Source organism: Corynebacterium renale (assembly GCF_002563965.1).
GTDB lineage: Bacteria > Actinomycetota > Actinomycetes > Mycobacteriales > Mycobacteriaceae > Corynebacterium > Corynebacterium renale.
Window position 1 is genome coordinate 1,001,403 of the sequence record NZ_PDJF01000001.1, and the last position, 24,742, is coordinate 1,026,144.

The window sequence follows — 24,742 nt, forward strand, 5'->3', positions numbered from 1 at the left end:
TGAGGAGGAAACATGCTTATCACAGAAATCCAGGGCAACATTAAAGATCTGCCCGCAGCAGACGTAGAAGGTAAAAACCAGGAATTCTACGAGTTGCCGAACCTGGACCTCACCAAGCGCATCCAGCGCGGCACCACCACCGCGGGCCGCGAAATCGGGCTGCGCCTCGGCGAAGATTTCCGCGAACTCTACGACGGCGACATCCTCTACCAGGATGAAGACACGATCATCACGGTCAAGGCCCTGCCTACCGACGTCATCGTGATCAAGCCGAAGTCCATCTACGAAATGGGTACCGTCGCACACGGTCTGGGCAACCGCCACCTGCAGGCCCAGTTCTTCGACGCCGATAGTGAATACGGCCAGCCAGTCATGGTCGTCCAGTACGACCACACCGTCGAGCACTTCCTCGACCACGCTGGCACCGAGTACAGCCGCGAAGACCGCGTCATGCCAAAGGCTTTCCGCCATGCAGAACACTCCCACTAAGCCCGGCGGTACGGCCCCAGACCTGGAGCTCGTGGTCTGGCACCTCACCGACTCCGCACTTCCGACGGGCTCCTTCGCGCACTCCGCAGGTATGGAGATGTACCTGCAGCGTGACGTGGTCACAGATCCGGACACCTACTCGGAGTGGCTCAACGGCTACATTCGCGAGCTGTCCGCAAACGAGGGCCTGATCGCCCGCTTCGCCTGCGAGATTGCCCGCGCCGCTGAAGGCCACGCCGAGGAAGCCTACGCCCAGATTGAGCTGCTCGACCAGATGGCTGCCGCAGCGATCGTGCCGAAGCAGGTGCGCGCGTCGATGGCGTCGATGGGCAAGCGCATGTCCAAGATTGCCGCGATCGTGCTCCCCGGCGAGCCCCTCGTGGAGTTCTACCAGGAAGGCCTGAACGACGACCGCTTCCACGGCAACCCCGCGATCGTCTTCGGCCTGGCTCTGGGCTCTGCCGGCGCCGACGTGCTGACGACGGTGCGCGCGTTCCTCATGCAGCAGGCCACCTCCATGACCCAGAACGCTATCCGCGGCATCCCGCTAGGCCAAGATGCGGGACAGCGCGTGCTCACCGCTTCCTACCCTGCGATTCGGGAGGCTGCGGCGCATACTATGGAGCTCACGGAACTGGACTTGGGCGCGGCGTCGCCAGGCATCGAGCTGGCGCAGATGGCCCACGAGGGCCTGCACGCCCGCATGTTCATGTCCTAAAAAATCACAACAAAGGAGTTTTATTATGACTATCAAGATTGGTGTCGGCGGCCCTGTCGGTTCCGGCAAAACCCAGATCATTGAGCGTATTACCCGCGCATTCGGCGATGAATTCTCCATGGCCGCAATTACCAACGACATCTACACCACCGAGGACGCCAAGATTCTGGCACGCGAAGGCATCCTGCCTGAGGACCGCATCATCGGCGTCGAGACCGGCGGCTGCCCACACACCGCAATTCGTGAGGACACGTCCATGAACGACGCCGCCTACGAAGAGCTGCTCAAGCGCCACCCCGACCTGGACGTCGTCTTCATCGAGTCCGGCGGCGACAACCTGTCCGCAACGTTCTCCCCAGAGCTCGTAGACTTCTCTATCTACATCATCGACGTCGCCCAGGGTGAGAAGATTCCACGCAAGGCTGGCCAGGGCATGATCAAGGCTGACATGTTCGTGATCAACAAGACGGACCTGGCACCGTACGTGGGCGCTGACCTGTCCGTCATGGAGTCTGATTCCAAGAACTTCCGCCACGACAAGCCATTCGCGTTCACCAACCTGAAGACCGATGAGGGCCTGGATGCCGTCCTGGAGTGGATCCGCAAGGATGTCCTCATGACCGACCTCGCGGAGAAGTAAATGCCTGACTTCCCAAAAATTGTGGGGAACCAGCCGTACGTGCCGCGCAATCCTATCGGTGAGCTGGAGCTGACCATCGCTCCGCGCGCGGGCAAGTCGGTGGCAACCCACCAGTTCCACCAGGGTTCCATGAAGCTCATGCGCGCCCACTACCTGGACAAGTCGGGTCAGGTGTACTACACGCTGATCATCCCCGGTGGTGGCTACTTGGGCGGCGACGATTACACCCTCGACATCACCGTGGAGGAGGGCGGTTCGCTGCTGCTCACCGGCCAGGGTGCCACGAAGGTGTACCGGACCCCGGACGATTACTGCGCCCAGGTGATGACCGTGAAGATGGCACCGAATTCCGTCTTCGAGTACATTCCTGACCAGCTGATTTTGTACCGTGATTCCCGCTACCGCCAGTTCACGGAAGCGCACCTGGATTCGCAATCCAGCTTCCTCACCGCGGAGATCATCACGCCGGGCTGGGACCCGAAGGGTGGGTCCTTCCTCTACGACGAGGCCCGCCTGCACACCCGCCTCTTCATCGACGGGAAACTGCAGGTCATCGACAACCTCTACGTAGAACCGAAGGGCGAGCGCTTCCACACCGACCAGATGGTCATCCTGGAAGGCTTCACGCACGTCGCGACGCTGCTGGCATACGACCCGCAGCTTAACGACGAGCACGTGGACACCCTGCGCCGCATGCTTAACGAGTACGAGGGTTCCACCCCAACGCGCGCCTCGATTACGCGCACCCAGGGTGGGGCGTTGGCCGTGCGTGCCCTGGGTACGTTAACGGAGGACCTGTATAAGCTGCTGTTGGTGGTCGCAGATTACCTGCGCGGTGAGTTCCGGGGCCAAGGCCCGATCAACCTGCGCAAGTACTAGACCGATATTTTTCACTAGGATAGGTAACCATGGACGAAATTTTGGATAAAGCAGACGAATGGTCCCGCGTGTTCAAACTCATGGGTGACTCAACTCGCCTGCGTCTGATGGCTGTCCTTCACGACCGTGGTGCCGGAAACACCACCGTCACCCAGCTTGCGGAATTAACCGGCGTGCGCGTGGCCACGGCCTCTGCCGCGCTGCGTGCCATGGAACACTCCGGTGTTGTCAGTAGTAAGCGTGACGGCCGCGAGGTCCGCTACACGCTTGAAGATGACAGTGTGCACCGGATTTTGCACCACGTTGGTTTCCACCACGCCGATCACGAGCATTAAAAAATGGCCCCTCGGGGCCATTTCTTTTTGCTATTTAGCGGCGGTCCTTGTGTGACCCCTCGGCGAGTTCCTCAACGAACTTGGCGTTGAAAGCCTCAAGGTCGCGAGGCGTACGCGAGGTGACCAGGCCCTTGTCGCAGACGACCTCGGAATCCTCCCATTTCGCGCCTGCGTTCACCAGGTCGGTGCGCAGGGAAGGGTAGGACGTAACGTTCTTATCGCGAACGGCCTCTGCCTCAATGAGCAGCCATGGGCCGTGGCAAATAGCGGCGATGGGCATGCCTGCCTCGTTGTGCTTCTTCACAATCTCGACGGCTGCCTCATCCATACGGATCTGGTCGGAATTGCTCGTGCCGCCCGGGATGAGGATGCCGTCGAAAGTCGTGCCGGCGGCTAGCGCGTCGGCCGTGGTCTGGTCGACTGCAACTTCTGCGCCCTTCTTGCCGGTAATGGAGCCAGCCTCAGGGGCCAGGACCACGACGTTAGCGCCCGCATCCTTGACCGCCTGAGCTGGGCTCTGCAGCTCGGAATCCTCGAACTGGTCGGTGGAAATAACAGCGACGGTCTTGCCGGAAAGATCGTAAGTCATAAATACATCCTTTCGTTTTGTTGATATGACCCCACGGTAACGGCGTTGGGAATACCTTTCAAGGGAAACCGGTGTGCGCTGGGCGGATATAAAAATTCCCCCCGGCCGGGCGGCCGGAGGGACGTCGTGAAGCGGTTTAGTCTGCAGATTTGCCTGGAGTGATCTTCTTGGCCATGTGGACGATGTTGTCCTTGACCGCGGTGAATGCCTCCGACGGTGTCATCGTTTCACCCTTTGACGTGGCAATTTCGATGTCTTCGATGGTGATCTCGCCGGCGCGCAACGCCACCATCTCGGAGTGGTAACGCACCCACACCGCGATGGACGCAGCAACCGGGACCGCCAGGAAGGCGCCCAGAATGCCGAAGAGGCCGCCGCCTACCGTCACCGCGAGCAGCACGATTGCGGCGTGGAGGTTCATGGCCTTGGACTGCAGCATCGGCTGTAGCACGTTGCCCTCGATCTGCTGGACGATCAGGATCAGCGCCAAGACCAACAGCGCATTGGTCACGCCGTTGGTCACCAGTGCCACCACCACGGCCAAGGCACCGGCGGTGAATGCACCGATGATTGGGATGAAGCCACCGAAGAACGTGATCACAGCCAGCGCCAGCGCCAGCGGGACGTCCAGAACGATGAGGCCCAGGCCGATGAAGAAGGCGTCAACGAAAGACACGATCGCCTGGGTGCGGATGAAGCCGCACAAGGTGTTCCACGTGCGGGTCAGGACCTCGGTGAGGTGCCAGCCGATGTTGCCACCGGTGTAGGAACGCAGCCACGGTAGGAAGCGCACGCCGTCCTTGAGGAAGAAGAAAGTGAGAACCAGCGTAATCGCGGCGGTGGTGAGGAAAGAGGTGGCGATGGAAACGCCGCTGAACACGCCGGAGGCAATGTTCTGGGAATTGTTCTGGAGGAAGTCGGTGGCGGTGTTGATCAGGTTGTCGATCTCTTTTTCCAGCTCGCCCAACTCCAAGTTCAGTGGTGGACCCTGGATCCACTCCAGCAGACGGTTGAGGCCTTCGCGGGCGCGGTTGGCAAGTTGCGGAATTTGATCAGAAATCGACGGCGCAATCGCGGCGATGATTCCGCCAACGATGCCCATGGCGCCGACCATCCCGATGATGGTGGCCAGAGCCGGAGGAACCTTATTGCCGCGCATGAATTTCACGGGCGGCCACAGGACCGTACTAATGAGGAGGGCCAGAATTGCGGGCAGGATGCCTGCCCAAATGATGCCCATGCCCTGCCAGAGAATCCAGCCGGCCACGACGATGATGATAAACCGCAGTGCCCACCGCGCGATCGTGGCACCGTCGCGACCGAGGATGATGGAGCGGTCGGTGATGGAATCGTCGTCGAGGTGTGGGTCTTCGCCTGCGTTTTCTTCGATGGCGGCGGGGAGTTCCTCGGCGAAAGCTTCGCGGGCCTCGGCGCTGATGTCATCTTGTGGGGCGGTGGTTTCAGCACGCCGGGTGATGTCTTCGGAATGTTGTCCGAAAGCGTCCGGTGAGCTGTCTTTATCCTTGCTGCTCATGAGTGATAACCCTACACGCTGGTGTTTTTGGTGTCATCTAATGTCAGACTACGCCCAGACAAAGAAAGTTGAGTCGGGTGGGAATAACTTTGGGGCTTGTTCGTTGTACTGGGTGTGAGGTTGAGTGGCACAGGCTCAAGGGCTGTGCTACAGTGGCTCACTAGAAGTTGAGTCACCCGCACTTAACTTAAGATGAAAAGCTTAACAATCAGGAGGAATATTTACTATGGCACGCGCAGTAGGCATTGACTTAGGTACAACAAACTCTGTTGTTTCCGTACTCGAAGGTGGTGAGCCCACCGTTATCGCTAACGCTGAAGGCTCCCGCACCACGCCTTCGGTCGTAGCGTTTGCAAAGAATGGCGGCGAGGTCCTTGTTGGCCAGCCGGCAAAGAACCAGGCGGTCACCAACGTCGACCGCACCATTAGCTCCGTCAAGCGCCACATCGGTACTGACTGGACCGTTGAGGTAGATGACAAGAAGTACACCCCGCAGGAAATTTCCGCACGTATCCTGCAGAAGCTGAAGCGCGACGCAGAGGCTTACCTGGGTGAGGATGTCACCGACGCAGTTATTACCGTCCCTGCATACTTCGAGGACGCACAGCGTCAGGCAACCAAGGAAGCTGGCCAGATCGCAGGCCTGAACGTCCTGCGCATCGTCAACGAGCCAACCGCCGCGGCTCTGGCTTACGGCCTGGAGAAGAATGATGAAGAGCAGACCATCCTGGTCTTCGACCTTGGTGGCGGTACGTTCGACGTCTCCCTGCTGGAGATTGGCGACGGCGTCGTGGAAGTCCTGGCAACCGCCGGTGACAACCAGCTCGGTGGCGATGACTGGGATCAGCGTATTGTTGACTGGCTCGTCGAGAAGTTCAAGAACCAGAACGGCATCGACCTGACCAAGGACAAGATGGCCCTGCAGCGTCTGCGTGAGGCAGCAGAGAAGGCAAAGATTGAGCTGTCCGCTTCCCAGCAGACCTCCATCAACCTGCCGTACATCACCGTCGACGCAGACAAGAACCCACTGTTCTTGGATGAGACCCTGACCCGTTCCGAGTTCCAGAAGATCACCCAGGACCTGCTGGATCGCACCAAGAAGCCGTTCAACCAGGTACTGGCTGACGCTGACATGAAGATCGGCGACATTGACCAGGTTGTTCTGGTCGGTGGCTCCACCCGTATGCCAGCAGTCTCCGAGCTGATCAAGGAACTGACCGGCGGCAAGGACGCAAACAAGGGTGTCAACCCTGACGAGGTCGTTGCAGTGGGTGCAGCCCTGCAGGCAGGTGTTCTCCGCGGCGAGGTCAAGGATGTTCTGCTTCTCGACGTCACCCCGCTTTCTCTCGGCATCGAGACCAAGGGCGGCGTGATGACCAAGCTCATCGAGCGCAACACCACCATCCCAACCAAGCGTTCGGAGACCTTCACCACGGCAGAAGACAACCAGCCTTCCGTCCAGATCCAGGTCTTCCAGGGCGAGCGTGAGATGGCAGCAGCTAACAAGCTGCTCGGCTCCTTCGAACTTGGCGGCATCGCTCCGGCACCACGTGGCGTCCCACAGATCGAGGTCACCTTCGACATCGACGCTAACGGCATCGTCCACGTGACCGCGAAGGACAAGGGCACCGGCAAGGAAAACACCATCACCATCCAGGATGGTTCCGGCCTCTCCCAGGAGGAGATTGACCGCATGGTCAAGGATGCTGAGGCTCACGCCGAAGAGGACAAGAAGCGCCGCGAAGAGCAGGAGACCCGCAACTCTGCAGAGTCCCTGGTCTACCAGACCCGCAACGCCCTGAAGGAGAACGAGGACAAGATCTCCCAGGACGTCAAGGATAAGGTTGAAGAGGCCGCAAAGGGCGTCGAGGAAGCTCTCAAGGGCGAGGACCTGGATGCTATTAAGGCAGCCGTCGAGAAGCTGGCAACCGAGTCCCAGGAAATGGGCAAGGCTATCTACGAAGCCGCAGCTAACCAGGGCACCACGGAAGCTGGCCAGGCCGATGGCGACGACGTAGTCGACGCAGAGGTCGTTGACGAAGACGACACCAAGGACGGTGACAAGTAGTGACTACCCCTCACGAGATGCCCGACGATCCGGGTGCTCCTGAGGTCACCGACGAGGAGGCCACAGCAGCACCGGGACCCGAACTGGAACCGGAAGAAGAGGCCGTCGTCGAAGGCAACGAGCTTGACCCTGACGCAGTCCCCGTGACCGACCCCGTAGCCGAAGCCGAAGCAGCCCTCGCCGAACGCACCGAGGACCTGCAAAGGCTGACAGCCGAATACACCAACTACCGCCGCCGCACCGACCGGGAGCGCACCGCCGCAATCGAAGGTGCAAAGGCAGCGGTCGTGGCAGAACTCCTCCCCATCCTCGACGACCTGGAACTCGCCGCACAACACGGCGACCTCGAAGGCCCCTTCAAGGCCTACGCGGAAAAACTCCAGTCCACCGTCGCGGGCCTGGGAGTCACCGGCTTCGGTGAACCCGGCGAGGAATTCAACCACGACATCCACGAAGCCGTCCAGGATATTTCCACCGGCGACGACAAAGCGATCGGCACGGTCCTGCGCCGTGGCTACCGCATCGGCGACCGAGTGATCCGCACCGCGATGGTCGTCATCGACGACGCGCCTGCAGAAGACGCAGCAGACGGGGACAACGCGTAAAGCACCCCCGTACTCACACGGCGGCACCGCCGCCACCGACGGACCCTTCACGGGCCCGGCGACGGTGGTGCGGTGCCGCCCTTTTAGTTATTTAGAATTAGAACAAAACACACACTAGGAGGACCCCATGGCCGAAAGGGAATGGGTAGACAAAGATTATTACGCCGACCTTGGGGTGAGTAAAAACGCCACCCACGACGAAATTAGGAAAGCGTACCGCAAAATAGCGCGCGAAAATCACCCGGACAAGAAACCGGGCGATAAAGCCGCCGAAGAAAAATTTAAGCGTGCCGCAGCGGCGTACGACGTCGTCGGCGACGAAAACAAGCGCAAGGAATACGACGAATTTCGCACCATGGTCAAAAATGGTGGCGGGTTTGGAGGTTCCGGGTTCCCGGGCGGGTTTCGCTCGTCGGGCGGCCAAGCGGGATTCCAAGACTTCGACCTCTCCGACCTCTTCGGAGGAGGAGCTGGTGGACAAGGTGGAGGCTTTTTTGAAGGCGGCGGTCTTGGTGACATCTTCGGTGGCTTCGCTCACCGTGGCGGCGGTGCTCGGAAGTCAGCTCGGCCGACGCGCGGGGCGGACGTCGAGACGCAAATAACCCTCGACTTCCGCGAAGCCGCAACCGGCACCACCATCCCCCTGAACATCTCCGGCGAAGCGCCGTGCGGGACCTGCCACGGCTCGGGGTCGAAGACGGGTAAGAAAAAGAAGTGCGCTACTTGCGACGGCTCCGGCTACACGCAGCAACAGCGCGGCACCTTCGGCTTCTCCGCACCATGCTCCACCTGCGGTGGCGACGGCGAAGTCATCGAAGACCCGTGTGGCACCTGCAACGGGACGGGGACCGTCCACCGGACGCGCTCGATCACGGTGCGCATCCCGGCCGGCGTGACCGACGGTCAGAAAGTACGCCTCGCTGGCCAAGGCGAAGCCGGGCCCAACGGCCGCCCCGCCGGTGACCTGTTCGTCACCGTGAGCGTGCGCCCCGACAAGGTCTTCACCCGCAAAGGCGACGACCTCCAAGTCACCGTGCCCGTATCCTTCGCCGAACTGGCCCTCGGCGAGACGCTCACCGTCCCGACCCTGGACAAACCCGTCCGCGTGAAGGTCCCCGCCGGCACCCGCTCCGGGCGCACCCTGCGCGTGCGTGGCCGCGGCATCAAGAATGGGGACCTGCTGGTCACCGTCGAGGTCAAGGTCCCTGAGAAGCTTGACGACGCCGCCCGCTCCGCCCTGCGCACCTACGCCCAAGCAGAACGCGACTCGGGCTTCGACCCCCGGGCCGGTTGGGAAGGGGCGGTCTAAATGGTAGACAGCCAAGGACGACAAGTCTTTGTGATCTCCGTAGCCGCCGAACTCGCGGGCATGCACGCCCAGACCCTGCGCCAATACGACCGCCTAGGCCTGGTCACCCCGGAGCGCACCAAAGGCGGCGGGCGTCGCTACACCCACCAAGACATTGCGGCGCTGCGCAAAATCCAGCGGCTTTCGCAAGACGACGGCGTCAACCTCGCCGGTATCAAGGAAATCCTGGACCTGACCCGCCAGAACCGAAGGCTGCGTGACCGGGTCGCTGAACTCGAGGAAGAAAACGCCGCCCTCCGCGACGCCGCCCAAGGCCGGCCCCGCCCCGAACGTATCGCCGGCGGGGAGATCGTTCCCGTGCCCCGCAACGTGGCCATCGAAATGTGGATCCCCCGCGACTAGCGCACAATCTGGCGTAACGCATCGAAGAATGCGGGATCGTTCCAATACGACCCGTGATCCCCAGGCCCCACCTCCCACACACGCGCCCCGAAGCGCCGGGAGGTGGGGTCTGTGCCGTGCACGCCCCCGCGCGGGCCGGCCGCGAGGTCGATCGGGTCGCCGGCTGCGGTCATCGCATGCACCCCGCCACGGCCGGTCACATGCAGGTCAGCGGCGGAATCTGCGGGCACGCCCGGCGAACCCACAAGTACTAAGGAGTCCGCGATAAGAGGCTCGTCGCGCGCGGCAGTGCCCGCGACGACCGACCCGTACGAATACCCAATCACCGTCAACCGGGCGTGCGGGTTACGGGCGCGCAGGTCCCGCTGGAAGCGTCGCAACTCGGCGCCCGCGTGCCGCGCCGGCTCCTTGTTCAGGGCGCGGTCCAGGCTGGCGGGGGCGTTGTATCCAATCCAGGCGACCGCCGCCGCACCCGTTGCCTGGTGCACCGCGCGGGCGTGGGCGAAGCTGCTGGCCCAGCGGGCGGGGTCGGCGGACCCGACACCCGGAATAAAGGTGGCTACGGCTGGGGCCGTATCGATATCGCCGAACGCGGCCACGACCCCGCCACCGGGGGCTTCCAAGAAGAGCGCATCCGGGTGGGCTGACGCAAGCGGTACCAGGTCTGGGTTGTCCAGCAGGACCATCTCGTGGACGGCAGCCAGGTCCAGGTCGTGGTACATGCCCAAGGTGGTACCGGTTGGCCACGTCGGGGTACACAGCAGGCGGATGGCGTTGGCGCACTGCCAGTCCAGCACGTCGCCGAGAGCGCTGGCGGCGTCGAGAAGCGGGTCGAGCATACCGGAGGCCTCCGCGCGGGGAGTCAGCCGGCGCACCCACTGGCTGAGGTGCTCGTGCAGGGAGGCGGTCAGGCGCAGGATGGTCGCGCCGGCACGAAGTTCGGCCGCGGTGTCGCGCCATGGGGTGAGGACGTGGGTTAGCCGGAGGGCGCCGTCGTGAAGCGATCCGGTACTGGCGCGGGCCAAGTGGTGGCCGGTGTCGGCGGCGAGGTGTGCTTCGGCGGTGGCGGCGCGGGCGGCGGCATCCCACGCGGCGGCAAGGGCGCGCAGTTCGGTGGGGTCTAGAACCATGCGGCGACCTCCCGGTCGAGGCGGCGGACGTCGGCAGCAGCGCGGCGCAATCCGTCGGTAAGGCGCGCGTGCTCGGCAGCGGCGTGGTCAAGGCGGCCCTGCCACACCGACGCGGCATGGAAAGTTGCGGCGGCCGTGCGCCCCGCCCCGGAGAGCTTATCGACGCCCGGGCTCACCGCAGGCTGGTAAGAGTGCAGCTCAAAGGTGGTGTCTAAAGAAATTTCAGAATGCATACCCCCACTGTGGCAGGAAATTTTTTCCCGCGCGCAAACCGCCAAAAAATCTGTGGATAATGGTACGAAGACCCCAGTTATCCACAGGGAAGGTGGCCCATGAAAATTGCCCTCGTCCAATTTGACGCAGGAAACGTCACAGCCGACAACGCCCGCCGGGCGGCCGCCCGCGTCGCCGAGGCCGCCGGCGCAGGCGCGGAACTGATCGTCTTCCCGGAGGCCACCTCCCAGGGCTTCGGCACCGGGCGGCTGGATACGCAGGCCCAGGGCCGCGACGGGGAATTCGCGCAGACCCTCGAGGCCGCCGCCCTCGAGCATGGCGTCACCGTAATTGCCGGTATGTTCGAACCCGCGGACACCGTGGGCACCGTGAACCGGGTGTACAACACCGCGCTCATCGCCGGGCGGACCAGGGGAGCGTACCGCAAAATCCACACCTACGACGCCTTCAACTTCGCCGAATCCGACACCGTACGCCCCGGCTCCCGGCAGGTGATTCACCAGATCGCGGGCGTCCAGGTAGGCGTGGCGATCTGCTTTGACCTACGTTTTCCTGCCCTATTCCAGGACTTGGCGCGCGCCGGGGCGCAGGTGATCGTGGTGCCGACGTCGTGGGCGCACGGGCCCGGAAAGCTGCGCCAGCTGCGCACGCTCGTCAGTGCTCGGGCGCTGGACACCGGGGCGTTTGTGGCGATGTGTGACATGGCGAAACCCCACGACCTCGACCCGGAGGATTCCGCGCCGCGAGGGATTGGGCATTCGATGGTCGCCGCCCCGGATGGGGAGATCATCGCCGAAGCGGGGGAAGACGCCCAGATTCTGTACGTGGATGTTGATCCGGAGGACGTCGAAAAGCAGCGGAAAATCCTGCCGATTCTTTAAAACTCCACCCGGTACGCCGGGGAATCGGGGCGGATGAGGTCCGCGATGTCGCGGCCGTCTAGCGGCGTGGCACCCGTGACCGGGACGGCCGGCTTCACCCACCATTCGTCCCGGGGGTGGACGGTGGCGGCCGTAATATTCAGCCACTGCGACGCCGCCGCGAGCGTGCGCAACTGCGCCAGTTCGTACAGCTCACCGGGGTAATCGGCCTGCAGGTACACGTCCATGCGCTGTGGATTCGGGTGCGCCAGGCGGGAGAAAATCACCGACCGCGCCGCCCCGTAGCCCGCACCCCGGGCGATCACGGTCACCGGCCCATCGCTTATCGACGCCCCTACCGGCTGCCCGAACGTCCAATGGTCACCCACCTGCGCCGACGCCAGATTCTCGTAGGCCGAATCCGGTTCGCGGTGCACATGAAACTCCACCTGCCCGAAATCCGAAGGCGGAACCGCCGGGGCGAGCCGTACCCACTGGCCCGGGGTATACGTGGCCGTGGCCAAAACATGCTGGCCGGGCCGGTACAACATGGGCAGTCCCAGGTCCACGGTCACCACCGAAATGCGCCGGCTCACTCGGTTGACGCTGATAACTTCCCCGGCGGCAGCCGGTGGGATGCCCAGGTAGTCGGCCTCCAGGGCAGCCTGCGCCATCGTCTCGCAGATGCGGGTCAAGACGACCTCGGAATCAGCGGCCGCAACCGAGTAGGGGATCCCCGCCTCCCACAGCACGGCACGCAACCCATCCTTGAGGGCGTTCGCAAAAACGGAATACACCGCGCTGGGAAACCCGTGCCGGCGATGCTGTCGGCCTAGGGCCTCGAGGATTTCGACGTCGTCGTCGTGAAGCTGACAGTCGTGGGCGCGCTCCAGCACGGCGGACACCTGCGGTGCCAAATCCAAGTGCGCCTCTTCCATGCGCACAGTGAACAGGGCGCGTGCCTCCAGTTGGTCCTGGTAGAACCGGGTATGCACGGCATCGCGAAATACGTCAGGGTAGGACGCAATAGCGTCAGCTACCTCGGCGTAGGGTCCAGAACCAAGCGGAGCACGGTGCAACATGGTGCTCATCATACGGCCTAGCCGTACATGCGCGGGCTAGCGGCCGGGCATGTACGGGGTGCCGGGCTCCCAACCCAACTCGGGCGCCACGTGCTTGGCAAAGTTCTCCAGGATGGAGACGTTGAGGTCCACGCCCATCGTGTTCGGGATCGTGATCAGTAGGGTGTCGGCGTCCATGACGGCCTTATCCGCCTTGAGCTGTTCGATCAGCTGATCCGGCTCCGCGGCGTACGTCTTGCCGAACGTGACCTGGCGGCCCTCCCCGAGGGAACCGATCTGATCCTCGCTGGCGCCGTGCGGGCCGAAGAGGCGGCGATCCTCATCCGAGACGATCGGGAAGATGGAGCGCGATACCGAAACGCGCGGCTCCCAGTCGTGGCCGGCCTCCTTCCAGGCGGTGCGGTACGCCTGGATCTGCTCGTACTGAATATCGCCCAGCGAAGAACCGTCGGCCTCGCTGACCAGGGTGGAGCTCATCAAGTTCAGGCCATCCTTCGCGGTCTGGACCGCCGAATCGTAGGAGCCGGAACCGTAGAAGACGCGCTTATCCAAATCCGGGACGTGCGGGAAAATCGGCAGGGCGGAGCCCGGCTGGTACATCTGCGGGTACTGCTCGCCCAGTGGGGCGGCGGTAGCCATCTGGTGGCCGCGCACCGCAGCGAGGAACTTCTCTAAATGTTCGCGGGCTAGGTCGGCACCGTTGGGGGCCTTGGCCTGGTAGCCGAAGGATTCCCAACCGCGCACGGCCGGCTCGGGTGACCCGCGGGAGACGCCGATTGCGGTGCGCTGGTCCGCTAACAGGTCTAAGGCGCCGAGCTCTTCGGCCAGGTAGAGCGGGTTTTCATACCGCATATCGATAACGCCGGTGCCCACTTCAAGGCGCTTGGTGCGCGCCGCGACCGCCGCGAGCAGCGGCATGGGGGACGCGCCCTGCGGGGCGAAGTGGTGGACGCGGAAGGAGGCGTTGTTCACGCCGAGGTCGTCGGCGGCTTGTGCGATGTCGACGGACTGCTGGAGTACGTCTTTCGCGCTGGGGCCGCGTTGGCCTGGAAGTGCATAATGTCCGAAGGAAAGGAATCCAAAGTATTTCATGGCTCCACCCTACGGGGATTATGTTGACGTGTCAACGGTCTAGGTTGCGCAGATACCTCGACACCGCCAGACCCGCGCGCCGCCCCGCCCGATTCGCGCCGGTCGTCGACGCCGTCGAACCGTAACCCGCCAGGAAAAGGCCCGGCTGGCCCTCCGGCGTGACTTCGTCGAGCATCCGCGGGCCACCCGTGCGCAGGCCCAACCCGCGCAGGTGCCCCAGGCTGTGCCGGAAGCCAGTGTTCCAGAACAAGACGTTGTACTCCTCAGCGTGACCAGCGGGGAAGGGATCCCAACTCTCCGGCACGACCAGGTCGCTGGCCGTAGGCGCCTGCCCGAAGACCGCGCCGCTCCGCGTCAGGTGCGCCGGCCACCCCCGCGACACCAACACGCCGTCGCGGACAGCTGCCATGTACTCCGGCCACTGCGGGATACCGGTCGTCGACACCACCGACGCCGGCCGCTTCCCACTAAACGTGCGCTCCCGCACCGCGCGCTCAACGTCCAAACCCCAATGTGAATCGAAGGTGCGCTGCGTAAACGCCGGCGGGCGGCGCGTGGCCCATGTGGTCTCCGCCACGGGCGCAAGCTCCAGGAGAAACTGCACCGCCGACAACCCGCCGCCCAACACGAGGACGCGCTGGCCAGCGAAATCCTCCGCCCGCGTGTAATCCACCGTGTGTAGCTGCCGCCCGCCGAAACGCCCCGGCACGTGCGGCACAAACGGGGAATCCCACGTCCCCGTCGCCGACACCACACTGCGCGCCCGGTACTCGGCCTTATCCGTGGCCACCACAAAAACGGCGCCCTCGCGCTCCACCCGCAGCACCTTCTCCGGCCGGCGCACATCCAGCCCCAGATGCTGCTCGTAGGCGGCGTAATAGTCACTGACCACACGCGACGCCGGAATGCTTCTCGACGGCCTATCCAGCGGAAAACCCGGAAGATCAGCAATACCGTGCGCTCGACCCAGCGTGAGCGACGGCCACCTGTGCAACCAAGCGCCGCCGGGGGCGGGGTTGGCGTCGACAAGCAAAGGAGTTATCCCCCGCCTAAGTACCTCGTGGGCGGTTGCCAAACCTGCCTGACCTGCGCCAATGATGATTACGGGGGAAAGCATGTTCCTAATCCTACGTTTCCGGGTATGCTTACTGGGTCACAGTATGGTCGTCTTAAAGCCTCGACCGCATATTAAATAGAGGAGGTTAGCGTGGAATACACCCCATTTTCACTGCTTATCGACGTCGGATGGATCTCCATCCTCATGGTCATCGGCAACTTTATCCGCCGCCGGGTGAAACTATTCCAAAACCTCCTTATCCCGTCCTCCATCACCGCCGGCCTGCTGGGCCTCATCTTCGGGCCCGAGGTCCTCGGCTGGATCGGTTTCTCCGACAAGATGGGCGCCTACACCACGATTCTGATCGCCGTGGTCTTCGCGTCCATGCCGTTTAGTATGCAGTTCGACCGCTCCGTGCGCTCCGGTGCGCGCACCATGTGGGCGTATTCCGCCGGCATGTTCATGGGTCAGTGGGGCATCTTCATCCTGCTCGGCCTCTTCCTCTTCCAGCCGGTCTGGGGCACCGAACCGTGGTTCGGCATGATGCTGCCCGTCGGCTTCGTCGGCGGCTTCGGTACCGCGGCGGCTGTGGGTTCCGCGATGGACAACGCCATGGACATGAATGGTGTGGCATCCTCCCTGGGCTTTACCTCCGCAACCGTCGGTACCTTCGCGGCCATCATCGGTGGCGTGATCTTCGCATCCTGGGCCATCAAGAAGGGCAAGACCGCAGACCTCCCCGAGAAACTGCCGGCCGAACTACTCTCCGGCTACATCGACCGCCTCGAAGAACGCCCCTCCATCGGTAAAGCAACCACCAGCCCATCCTCCATCGAACCGATGGCCCTGCACGCCGGCGTGGTCACACTCGTGGTTATGGCCGCGTACTACCTCAACGGCTGGATCAACGACCTCTTCCCACAGGTCTCCATCCCACTGTTTGCGATGTCCTTCGTTGTCGGTATCGTCGTGAAGCTCTTCTTCAACGCCGTGAAAACCCCCGACTACCTGGACCGCGACACCATCAACACCGTCTCCGGCGCAGCCACCGACTACCTCATCGCCTTCGGCATCGCATCCATCGTGCCGGCCGCAATCGCCGACTACTGGATCCCACTCGTGGTCCTGTTCGTCATCGGCATCATCTACTGCTTCATCTTCCTGGCCTACCTCGCGCCGAAATTCTTCGGTGAAAAATGGGTCGAACGCGGCATCTTCGGCTGGGGCTGGGCAACCGCCGCAGTCGCAACCGGCATCGCACTACTCAAGATGGTCGACCCGAAGATGAAATCCGGCACCCTCAACGAATACGGCGTCGCCTACGTGGGCTTCGCGCCCTTCGAAATCGGCATGACAGTCATCGCACCAATCGCCGTTGTCGCAGGATGGACACTAGGCCTAGGCATAGTATCGACGATCATCGCAGCGCTCATCCTGGCCTCCCCGTGGATCTTCAGGTGGGCGCCCGGAAAGACCGCCGACCTACTGCCGGGACAAGTGGAATAGGTTTTTGGTTAGCTGATTTTTAGGTGTGTGGCCTCGCTGCCGGTGCGTCAATGCGCAGGTGGCGAGGTTTTCTTGTTGCTGGGGGTTGGGGGCTGGGCGCTGGGGTAGGGGCTGGGCGCGTTCTTGGTGTGAATATTTGTAGCGCATCTTGTATACGCCAGGTCGGGTTTTGGCGGCCTGAAATTATGACCTGGCGTATACAAGATGTCAGTCAAGGATGCTGATCAAGGATGCAGGCGCTCTAACGCCCCACGGGTTGCATCGCATCACCGATATAGTTATCACGATGATTCGCATATCCAGTTCGCTACGCTGATTGTGAGTCAAAGCCATGAAGAAATACGCCATCTTCACCGTCGCTGTCGCCAGTGTTGCGCCGTGCTCCTGCGTGCCGGGAGACCCCTACCTATCTGACTCCCGCGGTCAGCTGCCACTTTCCGAACGTCAGGGAGCTGAAGAAGTTCAGTTGGCGCTGCGTAGTGCGCTTACCGATGTTCGGCGGGACATCCGTGAAGAACTAACGTCCGGTACTACCTGGGATATTGAAGATAAACCCAACTCGCCCGGAGCCTGCGGGGGAGAAGCGGTCGATATAGCTCGGATCGACTCCGGCATTGGTGGCCTCATGAGAGGTTTTGAGCCGCAGAAAAAAAAGATGCGGCTATCGAAATTCTGGGTGAGCACGTCAAACCACTGGGGTACACCATAGAAATTGTGAGTTCTTCTGGAGAGATGACAACCTTCCACAACCCCCTCACTGATGGCTATGTTGACATCAGGTTAACGCAGAAGAATGACCTCGGGCTGAGTTATTCCACCGGCTGCCACCGGGTGATGGGCTCCCAGGGATAACGCTTACACGCTTGCCTGCGGCTTCCGGGTGTGCGTCTGGACGCGAAAGCTAGCCTTTGCAGCCAGGCTTAATATCCCAGGTCGCGGGCTTCGTGGGGTGGCGGGCCGACCTGGGAAGTTAAGGCTGGCTCATAATTATTCACGGAGTGACTGGCTTCGGTGCACGGACCAGGGCGGAAACCGGAGGGGAAACCGGCGGGCTGTCGCAAAGCCTCCATTCTGCGTTGCCTGTAGGCGCGTTTCCCCAGGTCACGTTTTTTGGAAACCTGCAGAATGGAGGCTTCGCGACAATCCCAGCCAACCTCAGGTAGCGTCGCCTTATCCATGCACTGTATGGATAGGAAACGGGCACCGGGTCAACTCAACTTAAGCCACTAACTTTGCGGAAGCCTGCAAACCCGCAAACTTATACCCTTAAGTTTGGTGGTTTCCGTGGACACGCAAAGATAGCATGCTAAGTTTTGCTGTATGACTTGGCCGAGTGTTTCACGTGAAATGTTGCCGTGGGAGGGGTCCTTGGAGAACCTGTCGCGCCGGGCACGGCAGCGCACGCCAAGTCACTATGAGAGTGCGATCGTCCCCGCCATCGCACATGAGCAAGTAGTTATAGAGCCAGCTACTATTGCGCTCGCCGACCGCGCGACCGTAGCGATCACGCGTTTCGATGCGCAGGAGTCAACAAATCTCCTGCCATTCATCCCCTTACTTCTGCGGGGTGAATCCGTGGCGTCTAGCAGGATCGTGCAGCTCACCGCATCGTCGCGCAAGATTTTTGAAGCAGAAATCTCGGGTGCCGGGTCTCGTAATGCCCAGTTGATTGTTGCGAATGTCCGTCAGATGCGCAGTGCAATCGAAGCCGAAGAGATCAACTTGCGAACAATCTTAGAAATGCATCGGATTTTGTTGCGCGAGGCGGAACCAGACATCGCCGGCCGCGTGCGCGAGCAGGCGGTGTGGATCGGCGGGCCTGACGCTCATCATCCTGGCGGTGCACTGTTCGTGCCCCCGCACCACGTACATATCCCTGAGCTGCTGCAGGATTTGGAAGCCTTCATCTGCCGGGACGATGTGCCGGCACTTGCGCAGGCCGCGATTGCACACGCGCAGTTCGAAACGATTCACCCGTTCGCCGACGGTAACGGAAGAACTGGTCGCGCTCTTATCCACGTGCTTCTAAAAGCCCGGGGACTGAGCCTGAATGGGCCGGTGCCGCTTTCTGTGGCGTTATTGCACCGGGTCAACGAATACTTTGCAGCCCTGGACTCCTACCGCGACGGACGGCTGGATCCCATCGTTCGTTTTTTCGCTGAAGCAGCACTGGAGGCGGTTGAGCATGGGACGTGGCTAGCCGGTGAACTCCGCGCCGTCATGCGCTCATGGGGAAGTAGGCTGCAGGCACGCTCGGACGCGCTGGCATGGCGGGTGCTGGAACTATTGCTGCAGCGCCCAGTGTTGACTACGCGTATCGTCGCCGAAGAGTTGGGCGCGACAACTGCCTCTGCGCTGAATGCGCTGACCACGCTGGAGAAACAAGGCATACTAGTGGACAGTCAGCTGGACAAGCGCACCCGCGCCTGGCGTGCACCTGAGCTCTTGGAGCTTCTCGACGACTTCGCGGACCTCAACCGGCGTAGCCTTTTTGACTAAGTGCCAGCAACCCCAACCACCTACTCGCGGTCCATCACGTACGCCACCGCGCAGCCGATGAGGATTCCCCAAAATGGGGCAGAGACGCCGGCCACACTCAGGTTCGCTACGGTGATGAGAAAGCAGGTGAGGGCGCCCGGGAATGTGCGTGCCTTGTTCTGTGGCCGGGACATTCAACTGCGTGCTAGCCTGTTTGCCATGCAACAGGAAGCCTCGGAGGATAAGCCGCGCCGTCCCATCGCCTGGGTCACGCCCGCGGTCACCGCCGCGCTCATCATCCTCGGCCCGCCACTTGCGCACACGGCCGTCGGCGGCTGGATCCTCGCAGGGCTACTAGTTATCGCTTTCGTTGGTGCGCTTATCGACGCCCACCTGCACCGCCCGAACCTCACCTTTGCAGTGATCGTGGGGGTGGCTTACTTCATCGCCATGCGCATGTACTTCGACGAGGGCACCTGGATCTATTTGCCGGTGCTGGTGGTGCTCGCACTGGTCGGAAGCCACCTGCCTCTCGGGCGTGCGCGGAAGGCTGCGTAAGTGGAAACCTGGCGCTTGGACCACCCCGATTACGGCGCGATCGAGGTCACCACCGGTTTTGATGCAGAGTTCCGCGCCATTGACCCGAGTTGGCCGGGCGACGAAGATCGGGACGCGAAGCCGTACTTGGTTGAAGATTCTTATCTTGAGCGGTTGAAAAAATGGGCCGGCAACCCGCAGCTACGCCTGCAGATCAGCGTCGATGGTGAGGTTCGCCGCCAGTTCGACAACGTCCCCAACGGGCGCGTCGCGTTGAGCCGCCACATCGACCCGAACAAGCTGACCTCTGTGTCGTCGGCGTCCACGCTGCGCACGAAGCCGCATCTGGAGATACGGTCGAACATTTTTGGCGAAGTTCTTGGCATCGACTTCCGCGACGCCACCGGCCTCGTCGAGTTCACCCCTCCTGAGGACTCACGTGGGGCGAAGCGTTATGCGGAGATGGAATCTTCGAACTTCAAGCGAGTGGCCTACCCACTTATGGCCGGCCTGGGTAAGAGCGGGTGGGCGATCGCGCTTTTGGTGCTCGGCCCCTTGGTCGGGCGGTTCCTGCACTGGTTGTTCAGCTTCCTCCCCGACTTCGACCTCCCGGATCTTCCCTCGCTTCCCGACATCACCCTGCCAGTGCCTACGTTGCCGCAGATTGATTTACCGGTTCCGCATATTCCGTTTCCCTCGCTGCCGCATTTCGACGTCCCCGACTGGATCCTATTCCTCGCCGAATACTCCAAGATCTGGATGCCACTGGCCATCGCAGTCGTGCTTGCATTCCTGGCAGTACGGAATCACAAGAGGTCCGAGCAGCAAAAACGGCAGTGGCAGCAACGTGATCGGGATGGTGGGTATTCCGAAGACGCTGCTAGGGGTGACCAGCTAAGGTGAGAACCTATGAGTCTGCCAACTTCAGCTGTCTTGTCGAAGAGTTGTGGATATTTAAAGAGTATTGCCCGCTTTCGGGAATCTATTGGCCGGCCAGATCGCCGGACTGGTAGCCAAAATGCCCATCATGTGGGGTGCGTCAAGTCCGCAGAGCTCAGATTAGATGAATAGGAGAACTGCGACAATGGAGACCCATTAATGACACAGGGCGACAACCTTTCCGGTTGGTTAACCCCCCTGACTGTTTGAAACGATGAAATTAGCTCGAGAGTGAAAGTATAAATCGATGAAAACTTGCTGTGTAGAAGGATGCGACAAGCCCGGTGCGTTTACGACAAGGACCCGGCCTACGTGGTGTTTAGAGCATCTCCGCGGGTTGTATTCGCAAGGAGGTTTGACTCTCCTAGAAAATTTCACCAAACCTACCGCGTTTCTACTGACTCGATGCACGCGTTGCAATTTCGAGGGACACTATCGTTTTGAATATGTTCTAGACAGGTTGAAGATTGGCGAACCTGTGTGTCGAGCCTGTTACTGGCGCGAATGGGCCAAAGAAGCGCGAGTCCTTCAAAACGATAGCGAGATGCCAGTAGATTTATCCACAGTTAAGCAAAACGCCGAGGATAATGGATATACCTACCTTGGGCCGTTAACGAATCCCAGTTTGGCCGGCGATCCGCATGCTACACGTTGTAACTCATGTGGCCGCGTTACGGCTCAACGTTATGGAGATATTGGTTGGGGTTGTCCATGCCAGCGGAGCCGAACTTCGAGGGCTTCCAAAAGCAAGAAGAATAGCGAAACGGCAATTGGTAAGAGCATAAGAAATAGTGCAGTTGTTGGGGATAAACTAAGTCGCGAGATACACGGTTCTTACGAGACTGCAACTAGCAAAATGCCCGCATTGCAAAAGGCGGAGAATATCCAAATAACACCTGAATTCCAGCAGGCTTTGGAATTGATGGATTCTGGGGAGAACGTGCTTCTGACCGGTAAAGCTGGCACCGGTAAATCTACGTTGTTGCGGATGTATTTGGATCGCAATGTTGGCAAAAAAGTTTTAGTTACGGCGCCGACAGGCGTGGCAGCACTGAATATTGACGGCTTTACAATCCACCGGACGTTTGGTTTCCGGCCGGGCATGGGGCCTGAGGATATTACTGAGGGTGGAAAATGGTGGCCGCGATCCGTGCTCCAAGCCGCGGATGTCCTTGTCGTGGATGAGATATCAATGGTGCGGGCGGACCTCTTTGACATGATGGACATTGCCTTGAAGCGAGCGCGAGGTAATGACGATCCTTTTGGCGGTATACAGCTGATCCTCGTCGGCGACTTGTTGCAGTTGCCGCCCGTCGTTACCGCTGCTGAGGTTGAGTATTTCGACAGCCGGTGGTCTTCACCTTATTTCTTTTCTGCTCACTGTTATGATTCGGTCCGTATCGCACCAATCAACTTAACGACGGTGTGGCGCCAAAGTGACTCCACTTTCCTTGAGGTGCTTAATCAAGTCAGAGAGGGCAGCGTCAGTGATAATGCTCTTGGCGTGCTTAACGAACTGGTTGACGCTGACTTTGATGCGCCTGATGATTGGGTAACGTTGGCCGCACGGCGTAACACTGTCGATAAAATCAATCAGCGCCATCTAGATGCTCTTCAAACTGAACAGTTCCTCTCAATAGCGGAATACACCGGTAACGCTGACAGCAAGTCGTTTAGTGGGACTGAGAACTTCAGCTATGCGGTTGGCGCTCGCGTCATGACAGTAATCAATGACAAAGACAACAGGTTTGTCAACGGTAGCTTCGGCACGTTAATCGAGGCTTCCCCCAATCATCTGGCGGTACGTCTTGACCACAGTGGCAAAGTTGTAGAACTGGGTAAACACACTTGGGAGATTAAGACACCTGGTATCTCAAACGGAGATCTGAGCAGTGATACTGCTGGGACCGTTACACAATTTCCAGTCATTTTGGCATGGGCACTGACAGTGCATAAATCACAGGGAAAAACTATTCCGAAACTCTTCATTGATTTGAAGGGTGGGATGAACACCGATGGCCAGTTTTATGTTGCTCTGTCGCGTGCTGTAGATCTCGAGCATCTCCGCTTTAGTGCTCCCCTCGAGCGTCGACACATCCGCGCGAACAACACGTTGGTTCGTATGATCCGTCGAGAGGTTAGCTCATCTGAGGCAACTAATCGCATCGCATTTTTGGCATTTGACGGGGTTCAGTTCGGTATCAGTGACCATATTGTTTGTGCGCATGCAGTGATTGTCGAATCAGGGGAAGTCGTTGCTGACTTCGGAACGTGGCTAAACCCAATGTCAGATCTTGGAGAGTTCGGCCGCCAACATAATGTTCCTATTGGCGGACTCGCCTTAGCCCCAACACTTGGAGATTTCTGGCCTCTATTATTGCGACAAGCAGCAGGAAGTATTGTCGTGGCCGATGGATTGGCCATGCTTGAGCGGGCTGTCCGGCATCAAGAAAAAGGGCTTGATTTGTCCCTGGGTATGGGCTACGACATAAGTGAATTGGCTTATGAGCCAGACGGTCAAAACGTAGCTGAACGTGCCCATTCGATGGCACAGGCGTATCGCAATCATGCATTTACTGTTGACAGTGCTCAACCAGTGCCAAGTGCTCCTGCGGAAACTGAAGGATCTGTATATGCCCCGGAGTGGGCGCCCTCTATGCAGATGGTTCTTGATGCTCGCCGTGCTACAGATTCTGACAATGCGTGGGCAGCATTTTCTGGAGGTCCCATTGATGACTTGGACCGTGCAGAATTGACCGAAACGGCTGAGATTTTTTCTGCATGGGCGATTTCTCGCGGTGTCTGGACGGAAAGCGTCCGGGATGAAATCATCCGTCGCGCACATTCTGCCGGTATGGATACTGTTACGCTACCTGACGTCGAATCCACGGAGATTAATCCATCCCAGCTCTTTCTGCCTGGCACCCGCGTCGCTTTCACAGGTCGGAATAATCTTCTTGGCGGTACGGCTGACGATGATCGTCTCGACGAAATCTGTCGCGCACGCGGTCTCGAATACAAAAAGAACGTATCAAAGACTCGATGCGATGTTCTTGTTGCCTTTGACCCCTCCTCAATGTCCACGAAAGCAAAGCGAGCCCGTGAGTACGGACACCCAATTGTTTCCCAAAAAGACTTTGAGTATTGGTATTCCAATGGGCCGTTTCTTACGAAAGCTTCACTTGAAGAGCACTCGAATGAGGATGTTGTTGAACTTAGCACAGGCATTCCAGCATCTGTAGCTATTGAGGATACGTTTGGTGGAGAACTAGATCGTGTTAGCCCGGAAGAGGTTTTCCGACTAGGAACGAGAGTCTCGTTCCGCGGATCAACGATCATTGACGGCAAGCTTTATCCTCAAGGTGCAGCGCTACAAGCATTGTGTGATCAGCTTGGTTTGGAATACAAGCAGGCCGTGACCAAAACTCGTTGCGACGTACTAATTACTGACTCACCTGAGGCGGTAGATGGAAAAATGAATCTAGCCCGGCGATACAACAAACCGGTGATCCTGCAATCCGATTTTCAGGAATGGGCAGCTAAACAGCTTGAAGAGTTGGAAACAGAGAGTAACGAGATTCCCGAAACCCAACTTTCAGAAGTTCGGCATGCTTTTGTATCGCGGTTAGAGTCATCATCGAAGGAAAAATTAGATCCACAAGCTGAACATCAAACTGTGGTGGGTGAAAAGCCTGTCGAAACTACGTCTGTTCCTATGGTTAAGGTGGCTGACAACACTGCCGAATTAACGCCTTCCAATGTGGTAAATGGCTATCTCCAAGAATCTCCCCAGAAACATGGGAAATCAATGAGACGAGCGCGACAAAGTGCTATTACCGCGGTCGTCTCTTTCATCCTTGTTATTGTTTTTGGAGCCATTGGGCTTTTGCCATTGGGGGCAATTTCGCTCCTAATATCGATGGTGGCGGCGATAGTTACCCTGGTATTTCTCGTTTTAGGACTGTTCGAAAGGAGACATAAAAACTAAAGCACTCGAATCTACCAGGTACCTGTGGCTGGCTGCATAGCCTAATTGGCTAACAGATTGATTCTCAAAATCTCTTGTGAGTTGTACGCAGAGAGCATGTTTGGGACCACGATGTCGCCTATAGGCATTGGTTGATGCTTCCTTAAGGGGTTGCAATTTCTGCAGAAGCACTGGGATCAGCGTTTGATTTAGAAACAGCGTGCATAGTGCAAACTTGCTATGCATAAGCAATCGGCGCTGTATTCATTGCTGAGGTTTAATCTGAGTAGAG

25 protein-coding genes are annotated in these 24,742 nt (G+C 59.9%); 17 read left to right on the top strand and 8 right to left on the bottom strand.

All coding sequences use genetic code 11. The features are described from left to right. The first annotated feature begins 12 nt into the window (after positions 1-12). Genes ureE through ATK06_RS04730 form a run of 5 tightly spaced genes read left to right on the top strand, consistent with a single transcriptional unit; the run spans position 13 to position 3,061 of the window. Entirely contained in the window at positions 13-489 is a 477-nt protein-coding gene (gene ureE / locus ATK06_RS04710; protein WP_048381002.1) for an urease accessory protein UreE, read from the top strand. Beyond that, positions 470-1,207 carry an urease accessory protein UreF gene (locus tag ATK06_RS04715; RefSeq protein WP_048380999.1) on the top strand — a complete coding sequence of 246 codons (738 nt, stop codon included), beginning with the start codon at positions 470-472 and terminating at the stop codon, positions 1,205-1,207. The genes ureE and ATK06_RS04715 overlap by 20 nt, the downstream gene beginning before the upstream one ends. 22 nt (positions 1,208-1,229) lie before the next feature. Next, positions 1,230-1,847 carry an urease accessory protein UreG gene (gene ureG, locus ATK06_RS04720; protein WP_098389398.1) on the top strand — a complete coding sequence of 206 codons (618 nt, stop codon included), beginning with the start codon at positions 1,230-1,232 and terminating at the stop codon, positions 1,845-1,847. After that, on the top strand, positions 1,848-2,726 hold the full coding sequence (locus tag ATK06_RS04725) for an urease accessory protein UreD (RefSeq protein WP_098388922.1): 879 nt from the start codon (positions 1,848-1,850) through the stop codon (positions 2,724-2,726). Between the two features lie 29 nt (positions 2,727-2,755). Further along, positions 2,756-3,061, top strand: coding sequence for an ArsR/SmtB family transcription factor (locus tag ATK06_RS04730; RefSeq protein WP_048380994.1), 306 nt, complete (start codon positions 2,756-2,758; stop codon positions 3,059-3,061). Positions 3,062-3,095: 34 nt separating this feature from the next. Here the strand turns inward: ATK06_RS04730 and ATK06_RS04735 are convergent, their stop codons facing one another. Continuing rightward, positions 3,096-3,650, bottom strand: a complete 555-nt coding sequence (locus tag ATK06_RS04735) for a type 1 glutamine amidotransferase domain-containing protein (RefSeq protein ID WP_048380993.1) — start codon at positions 3,648-3,650, stop codon at positions 3,096-3,098. A gap of 136 nt (positions 3,651-3,786) precedes the next feature. Continuing rightward, positions 3,787-5,184, bottom strand: coding sequence for an AI-2E family transporter (locus ATK06_RS04740; protein ID WP_083986127.1), 1,398 nt, complete (start codon positions 5,182-5,184; stop codon positions 3,787-3,789). A gap of 226 nt (positions 5,185-5,410) precedes the next feature. Here ATK06_RS04740 and dnaK point away from each other — a divergent pair, with 226 nt between their 5' ends. The 4 genes from dnaK (at position 5,411) to ATK06_RS04760 (ending at position 9,568) form a co-directional block, all read left to right on the top strand. After that, positions 5,411-7,252: a molecular chaperone DnaK gene (gene dnaK / locus ATK06_RS04745; RefSeq protein ID WP_048380991.1), complete on the top strand. Its 1,842-nt coding sequence runs from the start codon at positions 5,411-5,413 to the stop codon at positions 7,250-7,252. Next, entirely contained in the window at positions 7,252-7,857 is a 606-nt protein-coding gene (gene grpE, locus ATK06_RS04750; protein ID WP_048380989.1) for a nucleotide exchange factor GrpE, read from the top strand. The genes dnaK and grpE overlap by 1 nt, the downstream gene beginning before the upstream one ends. Before the next feature lie 127 nt (positions 7,858-7,984). Further along, positions 7,985-9,166 carry a molecular chaperone DnaJ gene (dnaJ, locus tag ATK06_RS04755; protein ID WP_048380987.1) on the top strand — a complete coding sequence of 394 codons (1,182 nt, stop codon included), beginning with the start codon at positions 7,985-7,987 and terminating at the stop codon, positions 9,164-9,166. Next, positions 9,167-9,568 carry a heat shock protein transcriptional repressor HspR gene (locus ATK06_RS04760; protein ID WP_048380986.1) on the top strand — a complete coding sequence of 134 codons (402 nt, stop codon included), beginning with the start codon at positions 9,167-9,169 and terminating at the stop codon, positions 9,566-9,568. Here ATK06_RS04760 and ATK06_RS04765 read toward each other — a convergent pair. Both ATK06_RS04765 and ATK06_RS04770 read right to left on the bottom strand, forming a co-directional pair. After that, entirely contained in the window at positions 9,565-10,698 is a 1,134-nt protein-coding gene (locus ATK06_RS04765) for an alpha/beta hydrolase (protein WP_053072853.1), read from the bottom strand. The two genes, ATK06_RS04760 and ATK06_RS04765, sit on opposite strands and share 4 nt — an antisense overlap. Further along, positions 10,689-10,931, bottom strand: coding sequence for a hypothetical protein (locus tag ATK06_RS04770; protein WP_048380983.1), 243 nt, complete (start codon positions 10,929-10,931; stop codon positions 10,689-10,691). The genes ATK06_RS04765 and ATK06_RS04770 overlap by 10 nt, the downstream gene beginning before the upstream one ends. A gap of 99 nt (positions 10,932-11,030) precedes the next feature. On the opposite strand from ATK06_RS04770, the gene ATK06_RS04775 reads away from it, so the two are divergent. Further along, positions 11,031-11,813, top strand: a complete 783-nt coding sequence (locus tag ATK06_RS04775; protein ID WP_048380982.1) for a nitrilase-related carbon-nitrogen hydrolase — start codon at positions 11,031-11,033, stop codon at positions 11,811-11,813. Here ATK06_RS04775 and ATK06_RS04780 read toward each other — a convergent pair. The 3 genes from ATK06_RS04780 to ATK06_RS04790 are packed head-to-tail and all read right to left on the bottom strand — an operon-like array spanning position 11,810 to position 15,083. Continuing rightward, positions 11,810-12,874, bottom strand: a complete 1,065-nt coding sequence (locus ATK06_RS04780) for a hypothetical protein (protein ID WP_053072852.1) — start codon at positions 12,872-12,874, stop codon at positions 11,810-11,812. The genes ATK06_RS04775 and ATK06_RS04780 overlap by 4 nt on opposite strands. 36 nt (positions 12,875-12,910) lie before the next feature. Further along, positions 12,911-13,966 carry an LLM class flavin-dependent oxidoreductase gene (locus ATK06_RS04785; protein WP_048380979.1) on the bottom strand — a complete coding sequence of 352 codons (1,056 nt, stop codon included), beginning with the start codon at positions 13,964-13,966 and terminating at the stop codon, positions 12,911-12,913. Positions 13,967-13,997: 31 nt separating this feature from the next. Continuing rightward, positions 13,998-15,083, bottom strand: coding sequence for an NAD(P)-binding domain-containing protein (locus ATK06_RS04790; protein ID WP_098388923.1), 1,086 nt, complete (start codon positions 15,081-15,083; stop codon positions 13,998-14,000). Between the two features lie 90 nt (positions 15,084-15,173). On the opposite strand from ATK06_RS04790, the gene ATK06_RS04795 reads away from it, so the two are divergent. From ATK06_RS04795 to ATK06_RS11490, 4 genes are all read left to right on the top strand, one after another. Next, on the top strand, positions 15,174-16,529 hold the full coding sequence (locus tag ATK06_RS04795; protein WP_048380975.1) for a sodium/glutamate symporter: 1,356 nt from the start codon (positions 15,174-15,176) through the stop codon (positions 16,527-16,529). Positions 16,530-16,860: 331 nt separating this feature from the next. Next, positions 16,861-17,238 carry a hypothetical protein gene (locus ATK06_RS11065; protein WP_048380973.1) on the top strand — a complete coding sequence of 126 codons (378 nt, stop codon included), beginning with the start codon at positions 16,861-16,863 and terminating at the stop codon, positions 17,236-17,238. Positions 17,239-17,243: 5 nt separating this feature from the next. Next, positions 17,244-17,381, top strand: coding sequence for a hypothetical protein (locus ATK06_RS11215; protein ID WP_161796007.1), 138 nt, complete (start codon positions 17,244-17,246; stop codon positions 17,379-17,381). Between the two features lie 468 nt (positions 17,382-17,849). Then, positions 17,850-19,028, top strand: a complete 1,179-nt coding sequence (locus ATK06_RS11490) for a Fic family protein (RefSeq protein WP_048380971.1) — start codon at positions 17,850-17,852, stop codon at positions 19,026-19,028. A gap of 20 nt (positions 19,029-19,048) precedes the next feature. Here the strand turns inward: ATK06_RS11490 and ATK06_RS11070 are convergent, their stop codons facing one another. Then, the gene (locus ATK06_RS11070; protein ID WP_111704112.1) at positions 19,049-19,201 is read right to left on the bottom strand and encodes a benzoate/H(+) symporter BenE family transporter; all 153 of its coding nucleotides are present in this window, start codon (positions 19,199-19,201) and stop codon (positions 19,049-19,051) included. A 25-nt stretch (positions 19,202-19,226) separates the two neighbouring features. On the opposite strand from ATK06_RS11070, the gene ATK06_RS04805 reads away from it, so the two are divergent. The 3 genes from ATK06_RS04805 to ATK06_RS04815 all read left to right on the top strand — a co-directional run bounded on the left by ATK06_RS04805 (position 19,227) and on the right by ATK06_RS04815 (position 24,471). Continuing rightward, positions 19,227-19,565 (top strand): hypothetical protein, encoded by a 339-nt coding sequence (locus tag ATK06_RS04805; RefSeq protein ID WP_048381106.1) that lies wholly within the window; start codon positions 19,227-19,229, stop codon positions 19,563-19,565. After that, the gene (locus ATK06_RS04810) at positions 19,566-20,447 is read left to right on the top strand and encodes a hypothetical protein (protein ID WP_048380969.1); all 882 of its coding nucleotides are present in this window, start codon (positions 19,566-19,568) and stop codon (positions 20,445-20,447) included. Between the two features lie 391 nt (positions 20,448-20,838). Beyond that, positions 20,839-24,471, top strand: coding sequence for a DEAD/DEAH box helicase (locus tag ATK06_RS04815; RefSeq protein ID WP_231913555.1), 3,633 nt, complete (start codon positions 20,839-20,841; stop codon positions 24,469-24,471). Positions 24,472-24,742 lie beyond the last annotated feature (271 nt).

What these genes read in the sequence shown, in the direction of transcription:
- ATK06_RS04770 (WP_048380983.1), bottom strand. Translation starts at nt 10,931, where the DNA reads ATGCATTCTGAAATTTCTTTAGACACCACCTTTGAGCTGCACTCTTAC.
- ATK06_RS11490 (WP_048380971.1), top strand. Translation starts at nt 17,850, where the DNA reads ATGACTTGGCCGAGTGTTTCACGTGAAATGTTGCCGTGGGAGGGGTCC.
- ATK06_RS04715 (WP_048380999.1), top strand. Translation starts at nt 470, where the DNA reads ATGCAGAACACTCCCACTAAGCCCGGCGGTACGGCCCCAGACCTGGAG.
- ATK06_RS04765 (WP_053072853.1), bottom strand. Translation starts at nt 10,698, where the DNA reads ATGGTTCTAGACCCCACCGAACTGCGCGCCCTTGCCGCCGCGTGGGAT.
- ATK06_RS04785 (WP_048380979.1), bottom strand. Translation starts at nt 13,966, where the DNA reads ATGAAATACTTTGGATTCCTTTCCTTCGGACATTATGCACTTCCAGGC.
- ATK06_RS04805 (WP_048381106.1), top strand. Translation starts at nt 19,227, where the DNA reads ATGCAACAGGAAGCCTCGGAGGATAAGCCGCGCCGTCCCATCGCCTGG.
- ATK06_RS04775 (WP_048380982.1), top strand. Translation starts at nt 11,031, where the DNA reads ATGAAAATTGCCCTCGTCCAATTTGACGCAGGAAACGTCACAGCCGAC.
- dnaK (WP_048380991.1), top strand. Translation starts at nt 5,411, where the DNA reads ATGGCACGCGCAGTAGGCATTGACTTAGGTACAACAAACTCTGTTGTT.
- ATK06_RS04740 (WP_083986127.1), bottom strand. Translation starts at nt 5,184, where the DNA reads ATGAGCAGCAAGGATAAAGACAGCTCACCGGACGCTTTCGGACAACAT.
- ATK06_RS04730 (WP_048380994.1), top strand. Translation starts at nt 2,756, where the DNA reads ATGGACGAAATTTTGGATAAAGCAGACGAATGGTCCCGCGTGTTCAAA.
- ATK06_RS11070 (WP_111704112.1), bottom strand. Translation starts at nt 19,201, where the DNA reads ATGTCCCGGCCACAGAACAAGGCACGCACATTCCCGGGCGCCCTCACC.
- ATK06_RS04735 (WP_048380993.1), bottom strand. Translation starts at nt 3,650, where the DNA reads ATGACTTACGATCTTTCCGGCAAGACCGTCGCTGTTATTTCCACCGAC.
- ATK06_RS04725 (WP_098388922.1), top strand. Translation starts at nt 1,848, where the DNA reads ATGCCTGACTTCCCAAAAATTGTGGGGAACCAGCCGTACGTGCCGCGC.
- ATK06_RS04760 (WP_048380986.1), top strand. Translation starts at nt 9,167, where the DNA reads ATGGTAGACAGCCAAGGACGACAAGTCTTTGTGATCTCCGTAGCCGCC.
- ATK06_RS11065 (WP_048380973.1), top strand. Translation starts at nt 16,861, where the DNA reads ATGAAGAAATACGCCATCTTCACCGTCGCTGTCGCCAGTGTTGCGCCG.
- ATK06_RS04780 (WP_053072852.1), bottom strand. Translation starts at nt 12,874, where the DNA reads ATGTTGCACCGTGCTCCGCTTGGTTCTGGACCCTACGCCGAGGTAGCT.
- ATK06_RS04790 (WP_098388923.1), bottom strand. Translation starts at nt 15,083, where the DNA reads ATGCTTTCCCCCGTAATCATCATTGGCGCAGGTCAGGCAGGTTTGGCA.
- dnaJ (WP_048380987.1), top strand. Translation starts at nt 7,985, where the DNA reads ATGGCCGAAAGGGAATGGGTAGACAAAGATTATTACGCCGACCTTGGG.
- ureE (WP_048381002.1), top strand. Translation starts at nt 13, where the DNA reads ATGCTTATCACAGAAATCCAGGGCAACATTAAAGATCTGCCCGCAGCA.